We start from the raw sequence: 15101 nt of genomic DNA on the forward strand, positions 1-15101 counted from the left end.
CAAGGTAGGCATGGGAGCACGTGAGAGCGGCCCTGCGAGCAGGCGCCCCTCCTCTCGTCGCGGGAGCGCCCGTCTCGAAATGACGCACCGCGCCCGACTGTCCGGTGGCCCTCGTGTCGGAGGCTTCCGGGTGGAAGTGGACAGAACGACGGGCCTAGGCTCGGCGCATGGACCTCATCGTCGAGAACGGACTCGTATTCGATGGTCTGGGCAACGCACCGCGCAAGCTGAACGTGGGCATCCGCGGAGGCACGGTCGCCGCCCTCACGGAAGGGCCGATTGAGCGCGGGCCGAACACGCGCGTCATCGACGCCGCCGGCCACTGGGTGACGCCCGGCTTCATCGACCTGCACACCCACTACGACGCCGAGGTGGAGCTGGCTCCATCGCTCTCCGAGTCGGTGCGCCACGGCGTCACCACCGTGGTGGTGGGGAGCTGCTCGCTCAGCCTCGCGGTGGGAAAGCCCGAGGACCTGGCGGACATGTTCTGCCGCGTGGAGGCCATCCCCTACGACGCCGTCCGCACGCTCCTGGAGGAGCGAAAGACGTGGGACACGCTGGGCGGCTACCTGGAACACCTGGAGACGCTCCCGCTGGGACCCAACGTCGCGTCCATGCTGGGACACTCCGCGCTGCGTGCGCACGCCATGGGCCTGCATCGCAGCCTGGAGCCGGGGCTGCGTCCCACCGAGGACGAGCTGCGCCGCATGGAGGCGATGGTCACCGAGGGCTTGGACCTGGGCTACCTGGGCATGTCCATCATGACGCTCAAGTGGGACAAGATGGGCGGCTCGCGCGATGTCCGCAGCAGGCCCCTGCCCTCCACCTACGCGCGCTGGAGCGAGTACCGCCGACTGACGAAGCTGCTGCGCGAGCGGGGCCGCGTCTTCCAGGGCGTGCCCAACATCAGCACCAAGGTGAACGTGGTGCTGTTCCTGCTGGAGAGCATGGGCCTGTTCCGCAAGACGCTGAAGACGACGGTCATCTCGATGATGGACCCGCGCGCCAGCCGGGGCATCCACCGGCTCATCGGAGTCCTGTCGCGCGCGGCCAACACGCTGTTCGGCGCGAACTTCCGCTGGCAGGCCCTGCCGGAGGTGTTCGACTTGTGGGCGGACGGCATCGACCTGGTCGTCTTCGAGGAGTTCGGCGCGGGCGCGGCGGCCCTGCACCTTCAGGACGCGGCCTCGCGCGCGGGGCTCTTGAAGGACCCGGAGTATCGCTCGCGCTTCCGGAGCCAGTGGACCAACCGCTTCCTGCCGCGCGCCTTCCACCGCGACTTCAACCAGTCGCGCATCCTCGCGTGCCCGGACGCCAGCATGGTGGACAAGTCCTTCGCGCAGGTGGCCCAGGAGCAGGGCCGCGACGCGGTGGACGTGTTCCTGGACCTGGTGGCCACGCATGGGGACGCGCTGCGCTGGTACACCGTCATGGCCAACGACAGGCGCGAGGAGCTGGAGTTCATCTGCCAGCACCCGGACATCCTCGTCGGCTTCTCCGACGCGGGAGCGCACCTGCGCAACATGGCGCACTACAACTTCCCGCTGCGCCTCTTGCGGCTGGTGCGCGAGGCCCAGAAGCGCGGCGAGCCCTTCATGACGGTGGAGCGCGCGGTGCACCGGCTCACCGGCGAGATTGGCGAGTGGTTCGGTCTGGACGCGGGCGTGCTCGCGGAGGGCAGCCGCGCGGACCTCGTCGTCATCAACCCCGAGGGCCTGGACGCGAAGCTCGACGAAATCGCGGAGGCGCCCATGGAGAACTTCGGCGGCTTCGTCCGGCTGGTGCGCCGCAATGACGCCGCGGTGAAGGCGGTGCTCATCTCCGGACGCGAGGCGGTGACGGAAGGCGCGGTGTCACCGGCCCTGGGCCAGGAGCGCGGCTTCGGACAGGTGCTCCGCGCGAGGGCATGACTTCAGCGGGCGTGCGCGGAGACGAGTTGGACGACCTCCTCCGCGCACCCCCACGACAGCGTCACACCCGCGCCGCCGTGGCCGTAGTCATGCACCACGACGCGCTCCCCGAAGACCTCCGCCTCCAGTCGCACGGTGGGACGGCCGGGGCGCAGCCCCACCTTGTGCTCCACGACGTTCAGCGGCGCGCCCGGAGGCAGGAGCGGCGCGTTGCGCTCCAGGATGCCCCGGGCCGCCTCCGCGTCGGGGACGAGTGACGCGTTCCCCTCCTCCACCGTGCCGCCGAGGATGCAGTCGTGGGCGCGGGGAATGACGTAGGCGATGCCGTGCTCGCACTCGTCGTCGAAGATGAAGCGGTCCGTGGGAGGCGGCGTCACCCGCAGCACCTCACCCCGCACCGGAAACAGCGTCTCGTCACCCACGAGTTCGCGCGCCCCCAGGCCCGTACAGTTCACCACGAGGGACGCGCGCGCCCATGCCTCCTCCAGCGAGCGCACCTCTCGCTGGACGACGTGGCCCCCCAGCTCGCGCAGGCGCCCCATGAGGAACGGCAGGTAGCGCGGCATCTCGATGACAGGCGCGGTGAAGTGATAACCCTCCAACACACCCGGCGGCAGCTCATCCGCGCGCGCCCGACGGAAGTCCGGCACGCTGTCGCGCCACCACGGGTCCTCGACGTGACGCCGGAACACCTCCACGCCGGGGACGCTCAGGATGCCCGCGGAGGGCTGCTCGCGCGAGAGCGACTCCAGCACGGTATATGTCCGCTTCGCCCACGCATTGACGCGCTCCTGCGGCCACGCCCGGTAGGGATACCAGACGGCCGCGGCGACATCCGACGTCGTGTGCGGCGTCAGCTCTCGCGCCCACACCTCCACCGAGTGCCCGGCCTCCAGCAACCGGATGCCGCACGACAGGCCCGACACACCACCGCCGAGGATGACGATGAACATGGCGTCACCCTAGCTCCGGGAGGCCCCTCGGGCTTCGCCAACGCACACCCGGGTCGTCTTGACTCAGGCCGTCAACTCCAACCCGGCGCGCATTTCACTGACACGATTTCCGCCACGATTTGTTCCCCTCATACGTTATGGCTTAAGACTCGGAGTCTCAGTGACGGCTCCACGCCATGGGACGTGGAGCGACGGGGAGGGTCCAGCGAATGGCGGCAGAGCTGGATGCACCAGGGAAGTCCACTCGCGGGCGACGCGCCCCGCGCCTGCGTGCGTGGCATTTGCTGCCCCTGCTGGTCTTCCCCGCCCTCCTCATCGCTCGCTCCGGGCCGCTGACAGACCGTCGCGACGAGCTGCTGTGGCTCACCGACACCCGCACCCGTCCGCTGGAGCCCCGACTCAGCGTCCCCGCCGCGGATGTGCACCGCCCCTATGTCCGGCCCCGCGAGGAGCGTCCCTCCATCGCCGTGCCCCTGAGGGAGCTGGCCCGACTGGAGGAGAGCGGAGACCGCGCGGGCATCGCCGCGTCCTACCTCCTTCATGGAGATCCACAGCAAGGCCTCGCGCACCTCGCGCACGCGCCGCCGTCGCTCAATCGCGACAACGACCAGGCCGTCGCCGCCTTCCTGCTCAAGCGCCATGACGAGGCGCTGACCTCGCTCGACGGAATCCTGGAGACCTCGCCCCGTCATCCGCAGGCCTTGTGGAACCGGGCGCTCGTGCTGCGGGAGATGGGGCTGCACCTGCTCGCGGCCTCCGTCTTCGACCAGGTCGCCGCCCTGGGTGAGCCCGGCTGGAGCACGGAGGCCCGTGAGCACGCCGCCTCGCTGCGGGCGTCCGTGAGTCAGCGGGACACGTCCTGGAAGCGCACGCTGGCCGCGCTCACGAAGCTGGCCCAGGACCCCACGCTCCCCATTCCTCTGGAAGAGGCCCGCCAGCATCCCGGCATCTCTCGCGGCCTCTTCTACGACGCCGTGCGCACCGCGCCCACGTCCGCCCGGGTGCTGGCGCTCCTGCCTCTCGCGGAGCTGTTGGACCGCATCCACGGTGGCACCGCCCTGGCGGACCACACGCGCGCCGTGGCCACACGGGACTTCACGCGCCGCGCGCCACTGGCCGCCGAGTACGCGCGACTCGTGCGCGAGCGCCAGCCCGCCTCGGCGGAGTTCCTCACCCGCCTGCGCGGCGCGGGTGAACAGGACCTGCTGCTCGGCGCGCGCCTGCTGTCGCCGGAGGCCCAGAGCCCGCCCGAGGAGCTGGAGAAGCTGGCCCGCGAGTGGGATGACCCGTGGATCCACCTGCTGGTGCAGGACGAGCTCGCGCGGCAGGAGGGCTTCGCGGGCGAGTCGTGGCGGGCGGACCAGCGCCTCAAGGCCGCGCTGACGTTCTGTCGCGAGAAGCGGCTGCGCCCGCGTTGCTCGGACCTGCTGCGCAAGATGAGCCACAGCGCCACGTCCGCCAACCGGCTGTCGGAAGCCGAGGAGACGGCCCTGGCGAGCTGGCGCGAAGCCCAGGCGATGGGCGAGTGGGGGCTGGAGTCCGCGGCCCTGCGCGCGCTCGCCCAGGCGGCCCGCTTCCAGTTCCGCGTGGCCTCCGCGCGCGCATACCTGTTGGAGTATCTGGCGAGAGATCCGGACTCCTGCGGCGTGAAGAACTACGTCCACCGCAACCTGGCGTCCCTGGAGCTGATGCGGCTGAGGCCCAAGGAGGCCCGCCGCGCCATGGTGCTCGCGCAGGAGTGCGCCACGTCCGTGGACCTCATCGGCGCCTGGACCCTCACCGACCTGATGCGGATGGACCCTCGGCCCGAGGACGCGGCGCAGATCAGCGCGGAGCTGGCCCGGGCCGAGGCGAAACGGGAGACTCCCGGTCGCCGCATGCTCGCCCAACTGGTGCGGGCGCGCTTCGAGCTGCTGAAGGACCGGAAGCAGGGCAATGAGCGGCTCGCCGCCCTCATCAAGCAGGCCGCGCCGTTGCTGGCGACGGACGCGGACGCGCGCGACGCGGTGGCGGTGGCCTACCAGACGATGGCCGTCACGGCTGGCGAGGCGGGCGCATTCTCCGAGGTACCGGGCGTCGTGGCCAGGCACCTGGGCGTCACCAGTCCCAAGCAGTGCGCGCTCATCGCCGCGACGGAAGCCGAGCGCACCGTGGTGGTCGCGCTCGGGCCCCGGGGCCAGGTGCTCGGTCACCATGACGCCTCCCGCAAGGAGCCGCTGGGAGAAGACCTGTCCGGGCTGGTGCCGGAGAAGCTCTTGACGCTGTTGCGCACGTGCCCTCGGGTGGACGTGCTCGCGGCGCCTCCGCTGGACAGCCGGGCCGGACTGCTCCCGCCGGAGATGGCGTGGAGCTACCGCGTGGCCACGGGCGTCGCGGCGGAGCCGAAGACGAAGCCGCCCCCGCCCTTGCACCTGGTGGTGGCCAACGTGGAGACGCCCTCGGGACTGGGGCTGGCGCGACTGTCCTCGTGGGAGTCCACGCCCGCGCCCATCGGCCAGTCGATGGAGCTGTCCGGCGCGCAGGCCACGCCCTCGCGCGTGCTGGAGGCGATGGCGCGGGCCACCGACATCGAGTTCCACGCGCACGGAGTGGTGGACCGCAGCCTGTCCGAAGCCCCCGTCATCGCCCTGGCTCCCGAATATGACGGGCGCTACGCGTTGACCTCGGAGGCGCTGAAGCAGGTGCGCCTGGAGGGTTCGCCGGTGGTGCTGCTGGGCGCTTGCAGCGCGGCGCGGCTGCCGCCCCTGTTGCATCAGACGTCATCACTGCCCCAGGCCTTCGTCGGCGCGGGGGCACGCGCGGTGTTCGCGGCGACGGTGGATATCCCGGACTCGGCGGGCCGCTTCTTCCAGGGCGTCCGGGAGCGCATCCACGCGGGGGCGACACCGGCGGTGGCATTGCGCGCGGAGCGGCTGCGCTGGCTGCGCGAGGTGAAGGGCGCGCCGTGGGTGACGCGCGTCTTGTTGTATGAGTAGGACCACCGGCGGCCCGTGGGGGTGTCGCCGGAGGCCGTGACGCAGTGTCCGTGCCCCTCCGGCACGGGCAAGGGGGGGGTGGACATGCACATCGCGGAACCGCTGGCCATCTACAGCCTGCACTTCGACCGAGGAGACGCGGACAGCGGCACGGTTGCCTTGTGGAGCCCCATCACCGACACCCGATTGGGAGAACAGCCGGAGTGGATTCGGGACCACCGCGCCGAGCCCATCGCCTACGTGCGCGGCGCGCGGCCCTCCGTCCAGGTCTCCCTGCTCGCGAACCACTTCGTCCCCGCGTCGTTCGAGCTGAGCGCCTTCGGCCGCTCTCTGTCCCCGGCCCATGGCCCGGACACGCCCATCCGCTGGCTCGGGCCGCACCCGGTGACGCTGGAGCGCACGGCGGGCTGGAGCACGCTCGCGGAGCCGGTGCCCTTCAACCGGCCGCTGCCCAACCACATCGGCACGCACTCGCTGGAGCTCCAGTGGGTGGCCGAGTGGACGGACGCGGACGGCAGCGCGCGCCAGCTCTTCCTGGGCAACAGCCGACATGAGCTGTTCACCACCGGCGCGCCCATGCGCGAAGGAGGCGCGGGTGCGCCGCCCTCCGGGGCCTATGTGCCGCTGGTGCGCTGGTCCTCCCGCTGGTGCGCGGGGCTGGAGTCGCGCAAGGACATCTGCGACGCGCTGCTGCGAGGCCTGCCGGAGACGGGGCTTCGCTACGGCGTGCCCGCGTGGACGGTGCGCCACATGCTGACGGTGGGCGGCGGCATGTGCGGCGGCTGGTATCAGCTCTTCCAGCAGCTGGCCAACTGTCAGGGCGTGACGCTGGAGGGCCGCACGCTGCACCTGGTGCCCAAGGACGACCCGCGCACGGACGAGGTGCGCTGGGAGGCGATGGTGGCGGTGGCGCCGGGCATCAACCAGCTCGAGCCCAGCCGCCTGACGCGCCTGCAGGGGCGCTTCCATGACTGCGTGCGCTATCCCTTCGCGCCGGACGAACCCGTGGAGCTGCTGGGCCGCGTGGAGTCCCGGTATGTCTTCATGGCTGGCTGGGACGACGGCCATTGCCTCAACTTCCTGGAGGATTCAGGGCGGCTGTATCTCTACGACGCCTGCTTCCGGACAGAGGCGGTGGAGCTGGACATGCCGCTGCCCTCGGCGGATGGCCGCCCCGTCAGACTGGGCGCGGAGTCCTCCTTCCGACGCCGCTACCTGCATCCGACGCTGCCCTTCCTCATGGGGACGCTGCGCGCGAACGGAAGACTCTGGGAGGTGGACCTGGGGCGCAACGAGTTCGGCATCACCGTCGGGACGGAGCAGGTCCCGGAGATAGACATCATGTGGACACGCTAGGAGTTGTCATGCCGACGACACGCGAACAGCTCAGGCGGATGGTGGCGGAGCGAAAACCTCCGTCCCGCGGCTTCGCCTGGGGGGAGCTGATGGGGGCCCTGGAGCAGATGGAGGTCGGCCCCCTGGAGGACGCCGACGTGGGAGTGCTGGTGGAGCTGCTGGCGCAGCGAGGCCGTGTCCCCTTGAGAGGACAACCGCCCGTCCCCCACTCCATGCCCCCCGAGGAGCTGGTGCAGTCGCGAGCGCTGAAGATTCTCGCGCAGGCGGGACGGCTCGCCCTCATCCGAGAGGACCTGGTGCGACTGGAGCGCGAGCCCTCCGCTCCCGCGCTGCGGGAGCTGGCCCGACAACTCCTCAGTCGATTGGAGAGCGAGGAGGAGGCGTAGGCTCGCGGGACTCCGGCCGGGGTGTCCACGACACGTTGGGCTCGGGCGCGGCGAAGGACTCGAAGACAATCGCTGCGCCGCCCTCTGGCGAGCGATGCGAGAACCACCACCCCACGGGAAGCAGCAGCAGCTCACCGGGCGACAGCTCCACCTCCAGGCGCGGCACGCCGTCCGGCACCGAGGTGGCGCCCAGCACGCGATGCAACGCATGGGCGGGCACGAGTTGGAGCCCGCGGTGCCCTCGCACCTGACACACCAGGGTGTTGCGGCGCGAGGGCCGCAGGGGCACCTCCGCGCCCGGCTCGTCCCACCACAGGCCCGCGGGGGCCTCCGCCGTCACCAGGCCCGGGGGCGCAATCACCGAGATGCGCGACAGCTCGCTGGAGCCCGGAGGCACGACGAAGGCGCCGGGTGCCTCGCTCGTGGCGTTGGCTCCGCTCGCGAGCGTGGCCAGCCGCGAACCCATGTCCTCCGAGACCGCGTCCATGAGCACCGTGGCAGGGGCCAGCACGGGGAGGTTCTGGAAGTAGTAGCGCTCGAAGAAGTCCTCGGGCGACAAGGCGTCGTGGCGTGCGACGTGCGTCGGGCCCGCCGACTGGCGATGGAGGTCGGCGTAGAGGTCCAGCAGCCCCTCCAGCTTGCGCTGCATCGCGACGGCGCGCGCGGCGCCCAGGTAGCAGGGGTCCTCGGCCTCGGCCCGCACGGCCGCGCGAGCGAGCGACGCGTCGACGCCCGAGCGCTCCAGGACAGCCACGAGGTCGTCATGCTCCGCGCCGCGCAGCAGGTTCTCCACCACCCAGCGCCGCCACTCCGGCGCCAGCGAGCCCGTCGTTCGCGCTCCAGGAGCGCGCGTGTCCGCATCCGTCATCGGTGGACCTTCTCTGGCCTGGGGCCAATCCAATAGTCGCGCCACTCCACGTTGCGCTCCGGCCGGTCGAAGCTGACGAACGTCACCGACAGGCTCACGTCGAGCGCCTGCACCGCGTGCCACCACCCCACCGGAATCAGCAGCGCGTCACCCGGCCCCACCACGCAGGAGTGCAGCGTGACGCGCGCGAAGTCCGGGAAGCGGCCCAGGTCCGGCGCGAGGATGTCCACCGCGCTGTAGAGGCCCCTGTCGTTGTAGAGCCGAGGCGTCTCGCAGGGCGGCGCCAACCAGAAGCGCTTGCGGCCCAGCACCTGGCAGAAGAGGACGTTGAGGTGGTCGTGGTGGAGGTTCGACACCGTCCCCGCGGGGCCGAACCACAGGTGCACGCTGTCCGGGGCGCTCAGGTCCGGATGGATGAAGCCCCTGGGTGGAGTCAGGTCGTCGAGCAACGGACGGAACGCGGCGCGCAGCAACAGGCTGTTGCGTGCCACCAGGTACACGTCGTCCGACACACCCGTGTCGCGCACGTGGGACACCAGCTCGCGCAGGGGCAGCGTCCGGCGCAGGCGCTCCGCATGGAAGTCCGGGTCCGGCTCCGCGTCGCGGCCCGCCATGACCTCCACCTCCTCGTCACCGAAGCGCTCGGCCAGCCACTCCGGACTCCAGCGCGTCAGCGCCGGCCAGTCGTCCAGCAATCCCTCCAGGATGACGGGCTGGTTGGTGACGTAATAGCGCTCGAAGAAGTCCTTGGGGGCCAGGTGGCGTTGTCGCTCCACGCCGACTGGAGGGGTGCCAGGGTGGCGCTGGGCATGGAGTCGGGCCCGCGTCTCCAGCAGCCCCTCCAGCTCCCGGCGCCGGAAATGGGCCTGTTGGCCGTGACGCACCGCGGGGTGCGAGGCCACGGCGTCCACCGCTTCACGCGCCTGTGGTTCGGACAGGCCACGGGCCTGGAGCGCCTGGACGAGCCGTGAGGGGTCCACGCCCGCGGTCAAGTTTTCAGCGAGCCAGGAACGCACCGGGGGCGGCAGGCTCTCGCGCTCGTCAGGAGTCATGGTTCGCGCGGTGCGATATACCACTCGGGTAGGCCACACCGTTGCATTGGGGACCGCATGACGACTTCAAAGGATCCTGCTCCAAAAATCGTCCCGAACCCGCCACCCAACCCGGCCACGCGGATAGCGCCGCGCATCGTCCCCAACCCGGGAGGTCATTCCGCGCCGCCCGAGGAGCGCGCCGTTCCCACCCCGCCGCCCACCACGCCGCCGCTGGAGAAATGACGGCGCGGAGCATGGGCATCATCCCAGCTTCCACCACGTATTGCCCTCCGGGACGTCGAACTCCTGGAAGGTGACGGACACGCTGACGTCGAGCGCGTGCACCCAGTGCCACCACCCCGCGGGAATCAGCAGCATGTCTCCGGGCTCGACGATGACTTCGAGGACGTCCGCCTCGCGGTATGCGGGGAAGCGCGTGAGGTCGGGACGGTCGGCGTCGACCTGGCTCCACACCTCGAGGTGGCTGTAGACGTGGTGGGTGTGGAACGAGGGGATGAGTCGGAAGCGCTTGCGGCCGAAGACCTGTCCGAAGAGGACGGTGCCCAGGTCGTGATGCAGCTCCGTCCGCGTGCCCGCGGGACCCACCCAGAGCTTCACGGCGCCGGCCCGCGCCGAAGCGCGCAACAGGCCCGGTGGATAGCGCACGTCGTCGAGCAGCCCGCGCAGCTCCTCTCGCTCCAGGGCGAAGTTGCGGGCCGTGAGATAGAGGTCATTGGTGGGGCCGCCCTCCTCCAGCCTGCGGAGGAACTCGCCCAGGCGCATCACCGCGCGACAGGCATCCGGCTCCACGTCGTGGTCCGCGCGGGACTCCCTGCCCGCCATGACCTCCACCTCCACGTCTCCGTAGCGACGTGAGAGCGCCTCTGGCCGCCAGTTCGCCATGAGAGGCCAGTCCCGCATGAAGCCCGCGAGCAGCACGGGCTCGTGCGCCAGGTAGTAGCGCTCCATCAGCGTGGGCACGGCCAGGTGTTCCTGGCGCTCCAGGCGCTGGTGGCGTCCGGAGTGACGGTGCAGCGCGACGCGGGTGTCGAGCAGCGAGAGCATGTCCTCGTGGGGACCCATGCGACGTAGACCCGCCGCCACGGCCGGGTGCGCACGGGTGGCTTCGATTTCCGCGTGAGCGTTCGCGAGCGGCATGCCCGCCGACACCAGCGTGTCGACGAGTCGCGCCGAGGACACGCCTCGCACCACGTTCTCCGCCAGCCATGCCCGCCACTCCGAGCCCAGGCTGGATGCCACGTTGGCCATGTCCCCTCCGCTGCCCTGCGCGCCGGGCACTGTACAAGGCGCTCGGTCATCCTGGGCAGGCCAGGGGACAGACGGTTTCAGCGGGTGTGCGTTTTCTTCCGTGCGGTAGGCGGCACGAGGCCCGGGTGGCGCCTTCCCGCCTGTCCCGACGGGGGGCGACTGCACGGGCCGCGAGTCCCGTGGGCGGACGGAGTCCTAGATTCTCCGGACGAGGCCCGCGATGAAATCATCCAGCTTGAGGTTCCGGTCGTGCCTGTCGCTCGCCAGCACGGGAGGGTTGGGTGCGTTGCTCCTGCTCGTCGCTCCGGCAAGCGGGCTCGCGCAGGACGACGATGACGGCGAGGTGGCGCTCGCCCCCCAGGTCTCCTGCTACTCGGCCGCCAGCCAGGGAGGCCTCAGCGACGATTACGTGGCCACCCAGCTCTGTCGCGGCGCCCGCTCCAATGCTCCCGCGAAGTGCTTCCTGCGCGTCCAGGACGAGGGCTCATTGACCCAGGCACAGGCGCTCCAGCTCTGTCAGTTCGCGACGAACGACGATGACCCAGCGGCTTGCTACCTCCAGGCACGCAGCAAGAGCTTCGGTGACGACTCGCGCATCCTCCAGCTCTGCCAGCCTCCCGTGACGGAGTTCCTGCGCTACTGCCCTGTCTACGTGCAGTGAGCGTCGACCTCCTCTTTCATCGTGAGCCAGGCATCGCTCCGTGTTGGACGACGGAGCGTTGCGCGACAGCTCGTAAGCGTCGACCTCACCTTTCAGCGTGAGCCGAGGGTCGACCTGGGCGAACCATGGAACGTCGCGCGATAACTCGAAGGTCGTGCGCGGAGCATGCGACATGGTCGAGGTGGTGTCATTCGATGGAGCACGCGAATCGTCTGACGTCCTGCCCCAAGTGGCGCACGTTGTCGCGCCCCGGGTTAGGGTGAGGCCATGACGGAGCAGCCGCCCCCCGAGGAGGACCTTCCCACGGCGCGTGAGCTGGAGCTGGGCGAGGCCAGCGCATCGCCCACGCCGCGCCTGTTGTTGGCACCCGGCAACGAGCCCCTCGCGATGCTGGCGCGCCGGGGGTTCCAGGCCACCGTCGCGCCGCTGGACCTGCCCTTCCCCGCTGACGTGAGCGGCGCGCGGGCGGAGCGGCTCGTGGAGCGATTGGGCCACTATGCGTTCCGCCTCTTCCTGCGCGGCGCCATCCTGCGACACGGCAGCTTCACGCCCGTGGAGGCCACGCGATATCTGGAGGAGGCCGGCGCCACCGCCTTCGCCGAGGACCTGGTGTCCCTGGACCTGGCCACGCGCGAGGCGGATGGCCGATACCAACTCGTGTACCCAGCCGCGAGCTTCGGCGGCACGCTGGAGTGGTACGTCGCGCACGAGCTGCGAGGCCGGTTCGGCTTCGACGTGGCTGCGGGCGTGAAGTTCCACGCGCCCGACGTCGGCGGAGACCTGGACGTCGTGGGCGCGGCGGAGGGACGGCTCGTCTATCTGGAGATGAAGTCCTCGCCACCCAAGCACCTTGCGCCAGATGAAGTAGGAGCCTTCTTCCGGCGCGTGCGTGCGCTGCGTCCGCACGTGGCGGTCTTCGTGATGGATACGGCACTGCGGCTGTCCGACAAGGTGTTGCCGCTGCTCCAGGCGGAGCTGAGCACTCAGCCCCCTCCCCCTCCGCGCCGCATCGTCCGAGAGGTGTGGGCGCTGACGCCCCATCTCTATGTAGTCAACGCGCGACAGGACCTGATGGGCAACATCGGCCTCGCGCTCGCGGAGGGATTCCGGGCGCTCTCTCCTCCCGCACCGTGAGCCCGCAGGCGCCGACAACCCACGAGCCGCGCGCCGCGACAACGACAGTGTGTCTTTGAGGAACACAATTGCGTCCCGCGATGACGCCGTGAAGTTCCAGACGACACACGGGCGCGGAGCACCCGCGAATTCGTCGCCGCTGAACATGAAGGTCGATAGGGCAGTGGCCAACCTGCTCGCGAGAAGGCTCGAGCAGGCGATGTCTCATCCGCCCAGCCTTCACGACCGGATTGTCTGTGAACCACACCCCCAGGACCTTGAAGGGCTTCATTCTCGCATTCGTCGCGAGCAGCGCATTGGTCGTCGGCTGCGGAGAGCAGCCCGCACAGACACAGGAGATTGTCGACAATCTGATACAGGCCGGTTTCCCGGCCAATGACATCCAGGTCGCGGGAGAGACCGTCTATGTCGGCAGGGACGCGGAGGTCAGCCTGGAGGCCTCTCGCGAGATGCTGGAGGCCCCCACCTCCGAGGAGCAATACCGCACGACCAACCTCGTCGGCCCGGCAGTGACGAAGATCTGCGTCAATGGCGCTGCCTTCACCGGGGTGTTCAGCACGGCCCTCAACCTGGCCATCCAGAACTACTCGGAGCGGTCGCTCCGATTCTCGATGGCGCGCACGCCGAGCACCGGCTGCAGCTTCACCATCAACGCCAACATCGACCCGAACATGAACGGCGGCGTGGCGGGATTCCCCGCCAATGGCCTGCCGTTCGGGTCCATCACCATTGGCGGCCTGCTCAGCCAGTACGGCGTCGACGTCATCGAGCATGTCATCACTCACGAGCTCGGCCACACCATCGGCTTCCGTCACTCGGACTACTACAACCGCACCATCAGCTGCGGCACTGGCGGTAACGAGGGCACCGCGGGCGTCGGTGCCATCCACATTCCCGGCACGCCGACCAACGCGGTGGTCGGGGGTTCGATCATGAATGCATGCTTCCGCTCGTCGGAGACCGGAGAGTTCACGGGCAGCGATGTCACCGCGCTGCTCGCGATGTATCCCCGGAGCGGAGCGACCCTGGCCTTCCGTACCGCCACGGGCCACTTCCTGGTCGCGGAGAACGGCGGCGGCTCGTTCGTGGGCGCTGACCGTCTGGCCATCAGCACCTGGGAGAGCTTCGGCTACGTCGACTTGAACGGCGGCGAGTTGCTCAACAATGACCTCATCAACCTGCGCGCCTTCAACGGCCAGTTCGTCACGGCCGAAAACGGTGGCGGCGGTGTGGTCAACGCCAACCGCCCCGTCGCCCAGGGCTGGGAGTCCTTCCGCCTCGTCAACATCGAAGGGCGGAGCCGCTTCCAGACCGGAGACCGCGTGGCCCTGCAAGCCTCCAATGGACAATACGTGGTGGCCGAGAACGGCGGCGGCGGCGGTTACTCGGGCGCGGTGAACGCCGACCGCCCCGCGGTCGGCGCTTGGGAGACGTTCGTCCTCTTCATGCAGTGACGTCTCCGCACGGCGCTGGCCTCAACCATGTCTTGATGTCCCAGATGGATGGCTCCATCTGGGCATTGCCACCTCGACGGACAGCACTGTTCGCGGTCACTCCACTGACAGGAACGCAGGGGTGCCGAAGCCTCGACGGTAGGTGCTCGGAGCTACACCGAAGCGGCGCTCGAAGGCCCTGCGAAAGACATCCGCGCTCTGGAACCCCACGGAGAGGGCCACCTGCTCGATGCCGCCATCTCCATCCACCAGCCTGCGACGCGCCTCCTCCAGACGAAGCCGTTCCACATAGGCAGCGGGCGTCTGCCCGAACACGGTCCGGAACTGCCGGGCGAAGTGTCGTGGGCTCAGACACGCACGGCGTGCCAGCACCTCCACGGACAGGTCTCCGGCGAGGTTGACCACCATCCAGCTCGTCAGGTCTCCGAAGCGCCCACCGCCCTCCTCCTGGAAGCGCAGTGGCTCCGAGTACTGGGCCTGACCTCCCGGGCGCTTGAGGTACATCACCAGCTCACGCGCCACGGAGAGGGCCGCACGTGGACCGTGGTCCTCTTCAATCAACGCGAGCGCCAGGTCGATGCCCGCGGTGATTCCCGCGGACGTGTAGAACGCACCGTCCTTGATGAACAGGGCATCTGGCTCGACACGGACCTTCGGGAAGCGAGCCGCCACGTCCTCCGCGAACTGCCAATGCGTGGTCACCCGCCGACCGTCGAGCAGGCCCGAGTCCGCGAGTGCGTAGACGCCCGTGCAGACAGAGACGACTCGCCTGAGCGTATGTCCATGAGCCCTGAGCCAACGGACCACCGGTGCCCTGACTTCGGGTCTCCGGAGTCCCGCGCCTCCTGGAATGATGAGCGTGTCCAGCCCCTTGGCTTCTTCCAGCAGGACATGCGGCTTGAAGGCGAGCCCTGACTCGGACCGGAACTCCCCCAGGTGAAGGCCCGCCAGCACCACCTCATAGTGGCGCTGTCCGTCGGTCTGGACCTTCGAGAACGCTTCCAGCGGCCCGACGAGGTCCAAGGCCTCCAGAGCCTCGTAGCAAACAATGCCCACACGCCGCACCGCCGATGCCATGTGCACCTCGAGACCCGGCATCGT

At 69.8% G+C, this 15101-nt stretch carries 13 protein-coding genes; 8 read left to right on the forward strand and 5 right to left on the reverse strand.

Annotated features, from left to right (window positions below):
• Nucleotides 1–167: 167 nt before the first annotated feature.
• Nucleotides 168–1910, forward strand: coding sequence for an N-acyl-D-amino-acid deacylase family protein (locus tag G4D83_RS35610; protein ID WP_163869347.1), 1743 nt, complete (start codon nucleotides 168–170; stop codon nucleotides 1908–1910).
• A gap of 2 nt (nucleotides 1911–1912) precedes the next feature.
• On the opposite strand, the gene G4D83_RS35615 is transcribed toward G4D83_RS35610, so the two are convergent.
• The gene (locus G4D83_RS35615; RefSeq protein WP_163869348.1) at nucleotides 1913–2863 is read right to left on the reverse strand and encodes an FAD-dependent oxidoreductase; all 951 of its coding nucleotides are present in this window, start codon (nucleotides 2861–2863) and stop codon (nucleotides 1913–1915) included.
• 209 nt (nucleotides 2864–3072) lie between these two features.
• On the opposite strand from G4D83_RS35615, the gene G4D83_RS35620 reads away from it, so the two are divergent.
• The 3 genes from G4D83_RS35620 (at nucleotide 3073) to G4D83_RS35630 (ending at nucleotide 7580) form a co-directional block, all read left to right on the forward strand.
• Nucleotides 3073–5838: a CHAT domain-containing protein gene (locus G4D83_RS35620; protein ID WP_163869349.1), complete on the forward strand. Its 2766-nt coding sequence runs from the start codon at nucleotides 3073–3075 to the stop codon at nucleotides 5836–5838.
• Between the two features lie 84 nt (nucleotides 5839–5922).
• Complete coding sequence (locus G4D83_RS35625) at nucleotides 5923–7194, forward strand: hypothetical protein (protein WP_163869350.1); 1272 nt, start codon at nucleotides 5923–5925, stop codon at nucleotides 7192–7194.
• 8 nt (nucleotides 7195–7202) lie between these two features.
• Complete coding sequence (locus tag G4D83_RS35630; protein ID WP_163869351.1) at nucleotides 7203–7580, forward strand: hypothetical protein; 378 nt, start codon at nucleotides 7203–7205, stop codon at nucleotides 7578–7580.
• Here G4D83_RS35630 and G4D83_RS35635 read toward each other — a convergent pair.
• Nucleotides 7549–8448 (reverse strand): hypothetical protein, encoded by a 900-nt coding sequence (locus G4D83_RS35635; RefSeq protein ID WP_163869352.1) that lies wholly within the window; start codon nucleotides 8446–8448, stop codon nucleotides 7549–7551. The genes G4D83_RS35630 and G4D83_RS35635 overlap by 32 nt on opposite strands.
• Entirely contained in the window at nucleotides 8445–9500 is a 1056-nt protein-coding gene (locus G4D83_RS35640; RefSeq protein WP_163869353.1) for a cupin-like domain-containing protein, read from the reverse strand. Before G4D83_RS35640 ends, G4D83_RS35635 begins: the two co-directional genes overlap by 4 nt.
• A 57-nt stretch (nucleotides 9501–9557) precedes the next feature.
• Between G4D83_RS35640 and G4D83_RS35645 the strand changes: the two genes are divergently transcribed.
• Nucleotides 9558–9725, forward strand: a complete 168-nt coding sequence (locus tag G4D83_RS35645; protein WP_163869354.1) for a hypothetical protein — start codon at nucleotides 9558–9560, stop codon at nucleotides 9723–9725.
• A gap of 18 nt (nucleotides 9726–9743) precedes the next feature.
• Here the strand turns inward: G4D83_RS35645 and G4D83_RS35650 are convergent, their stop codons facing one another.
• On the reverse strand, nucleotides 9744–10751 hold the full coding sequence (locus G4D83_RS35650) for a cupin-like domain-containing protein (RefSeq protein ID WP_163869355.1): 1008 nt from the start codon (nucleotides 10749–10751) through the stop codon (nucleotides 9744–9746).
• A gap of 220 nt (nucleotides 10752–10971) precedes the next feature.
• On the opposite strand from G4D83_RS35650, the gene G4D83_RS35655 reads away from it, so the two are divergent.
• The 3 genes from G4D83_RS35655 to G4D83_RS47000 all read left to right on the forward strand — a co-directional run bounded on the left by G4D83_RS35655 (nucleotide 10972) and on the right by G4D83_RS47000 (nucleotide 14000).
• Entirely contained in the window at nucleotides 10972–11412 is a 441-nt protein-coding gene (locus G4D83_RS35655) for a hypothetical protein (RefSeq protein WP_163869356.1), read from the forward strand.
• 267 nt (nucleotides 11413–11679) lie between these two features.
• Nucleotides 11680–12546 carry a hypothetical protein gene (locus G4D83_RS35660; RefSeq protein ID WP_163869357.1) on the forward strand — a complete coding sequence of 289 codons (867 nt, stop codon included), beginning with the start codon at nucleotides 11680–11682 and terminating at the stop codon, nucleotides 12544–12546.
• 257 nt (nucleotides 12547–12803) lie between these two features.
• Entirely contained in the window at nucleotides 12804–14000 is a 1197-nt protein-coding gene (locus tag G4D83_RS47000; RefSeq protein WP_163869358.1) for a M57 family metalloprotease, read from the forward strand.
• Nucleotides 14001–14096: 96 nt separating this feature from the next.
• Here G4D83_RS47000 and G4D83_RS35670 read toward each other — a convergent pair whose 3' ends face one another.
• The gene (locus tag G4D83_RS35670) at nucleotides 14097–15077 is read right to left on the reverse strand and encodes a GlxA family transcriptional regulator (RefSeq protein ID WP_163869359.1); all 981 of its coding nucleotides are present in this window, start codon (nucleotides 15075–15077) and stop codon (nucleotides 14097–14099) included.
• Between the last annotated feature and the right edge of the window lie 24 nt (nucleotides 15078–15101).

It is taken from the genome of Myxococcus eversor, assembly GCF_010894455.1.
GTDB classification, from domain to species: Bacteria; Myxococcota; Myxococcia; order Myxococcales; family Myxococcaceae; genus Myxococcus; species Myxococcus eversor.

Excerpts from the sequence above, each read along its gene's own strand:
- G4D83_RS35610 (WP_163869347.1), top strand. The coding sequence starts at position 168 with ATGGACCTCATCGTCGAGAACGGACTCGTATTCGATGGTCTGGGCAAC.
- G4D83_RS35615 (WP_163869348.1), bottom strand. The coding sequence starts at position 2,863 with ATGTTCATCGTCATCCTCGGCGGTGGTGTGTCGGGCCTGTCGTGCGGC.
- G4D83_RS35620 (WP_163869349.1), top strand. The coding sequence starts at position 3,073 with ATGGCGGCAGAGCTGGATGCACCAGGGAAGTCCACTCGCGGGCGACGC.
- G4D83_RS35625 (WP_163869350.1), top strand. The coding sequence starts at position 5,923 with ATGCACATCGCGGAACCGCTGGCCATCTACAGCCTGCACTTCGACCGA.
- G4D83_RS35630 (WP_163869351.1), top strand. The coding sequence starts at position 7,203 with ATGCCGACGACACGCGAACAGCTCAGGCGGATGGTGGCGGAGCGAAAA.
- G4D83_RS35635 (WP_163869352.1), bottom strand. The coding sequence starts at position 8,448 with ATGACGGATGCGGACACGCGCGCTCCTGGAGCGCGAACGACGGGCTCG.
- G4D83_RS35640 (WP_163869353.1), bottom strand. The coding sequence starts at position 9,500 with ATGACTCCTGACGAGCGCGAGAGCCTGCCGCCCCCGGTGCGTTCCTGG.
- G4D83_RS35645 (WP_163869354.1), top strand. The coding sequence starts at position 9,558 with ATGACGACTTCAAAGGATCCTGCTCCAAAAATCGTCCCGAACCCGCCA.
- G4D83_RS35650 (WP_163869355.1), bottom strand. The coding sequence starts at position 10,751 with ATGGCCAACGTGGCATCCAGCCTGGGCTCGGAGTGGCGGGCATGGCTG.
- G4D83_RS35655 (WP_163869356.1), top strand. The coding sequence starts at position 10,972 with ATGAAATCATCCAGCTTGAGGTTCCGGTCGTGCCTGTCGCTCGCCAGC.
- G4D83_RS35660 (WP_163869357.1), top strand. The coding sequence starts at position 11,680 with ATGACGGAGCAGCCGCCCCCCGAGGAGGACCTTCCCACGGCGCGTGAG.
- G4D83_RS35670 (WP_163869359.1), bottom strand. The coding sequence starts at position 15,077 with ATGGCATCGGCGGTGCGGCGTGTGGGCATTGTTTGCTACGAGGCTCTG.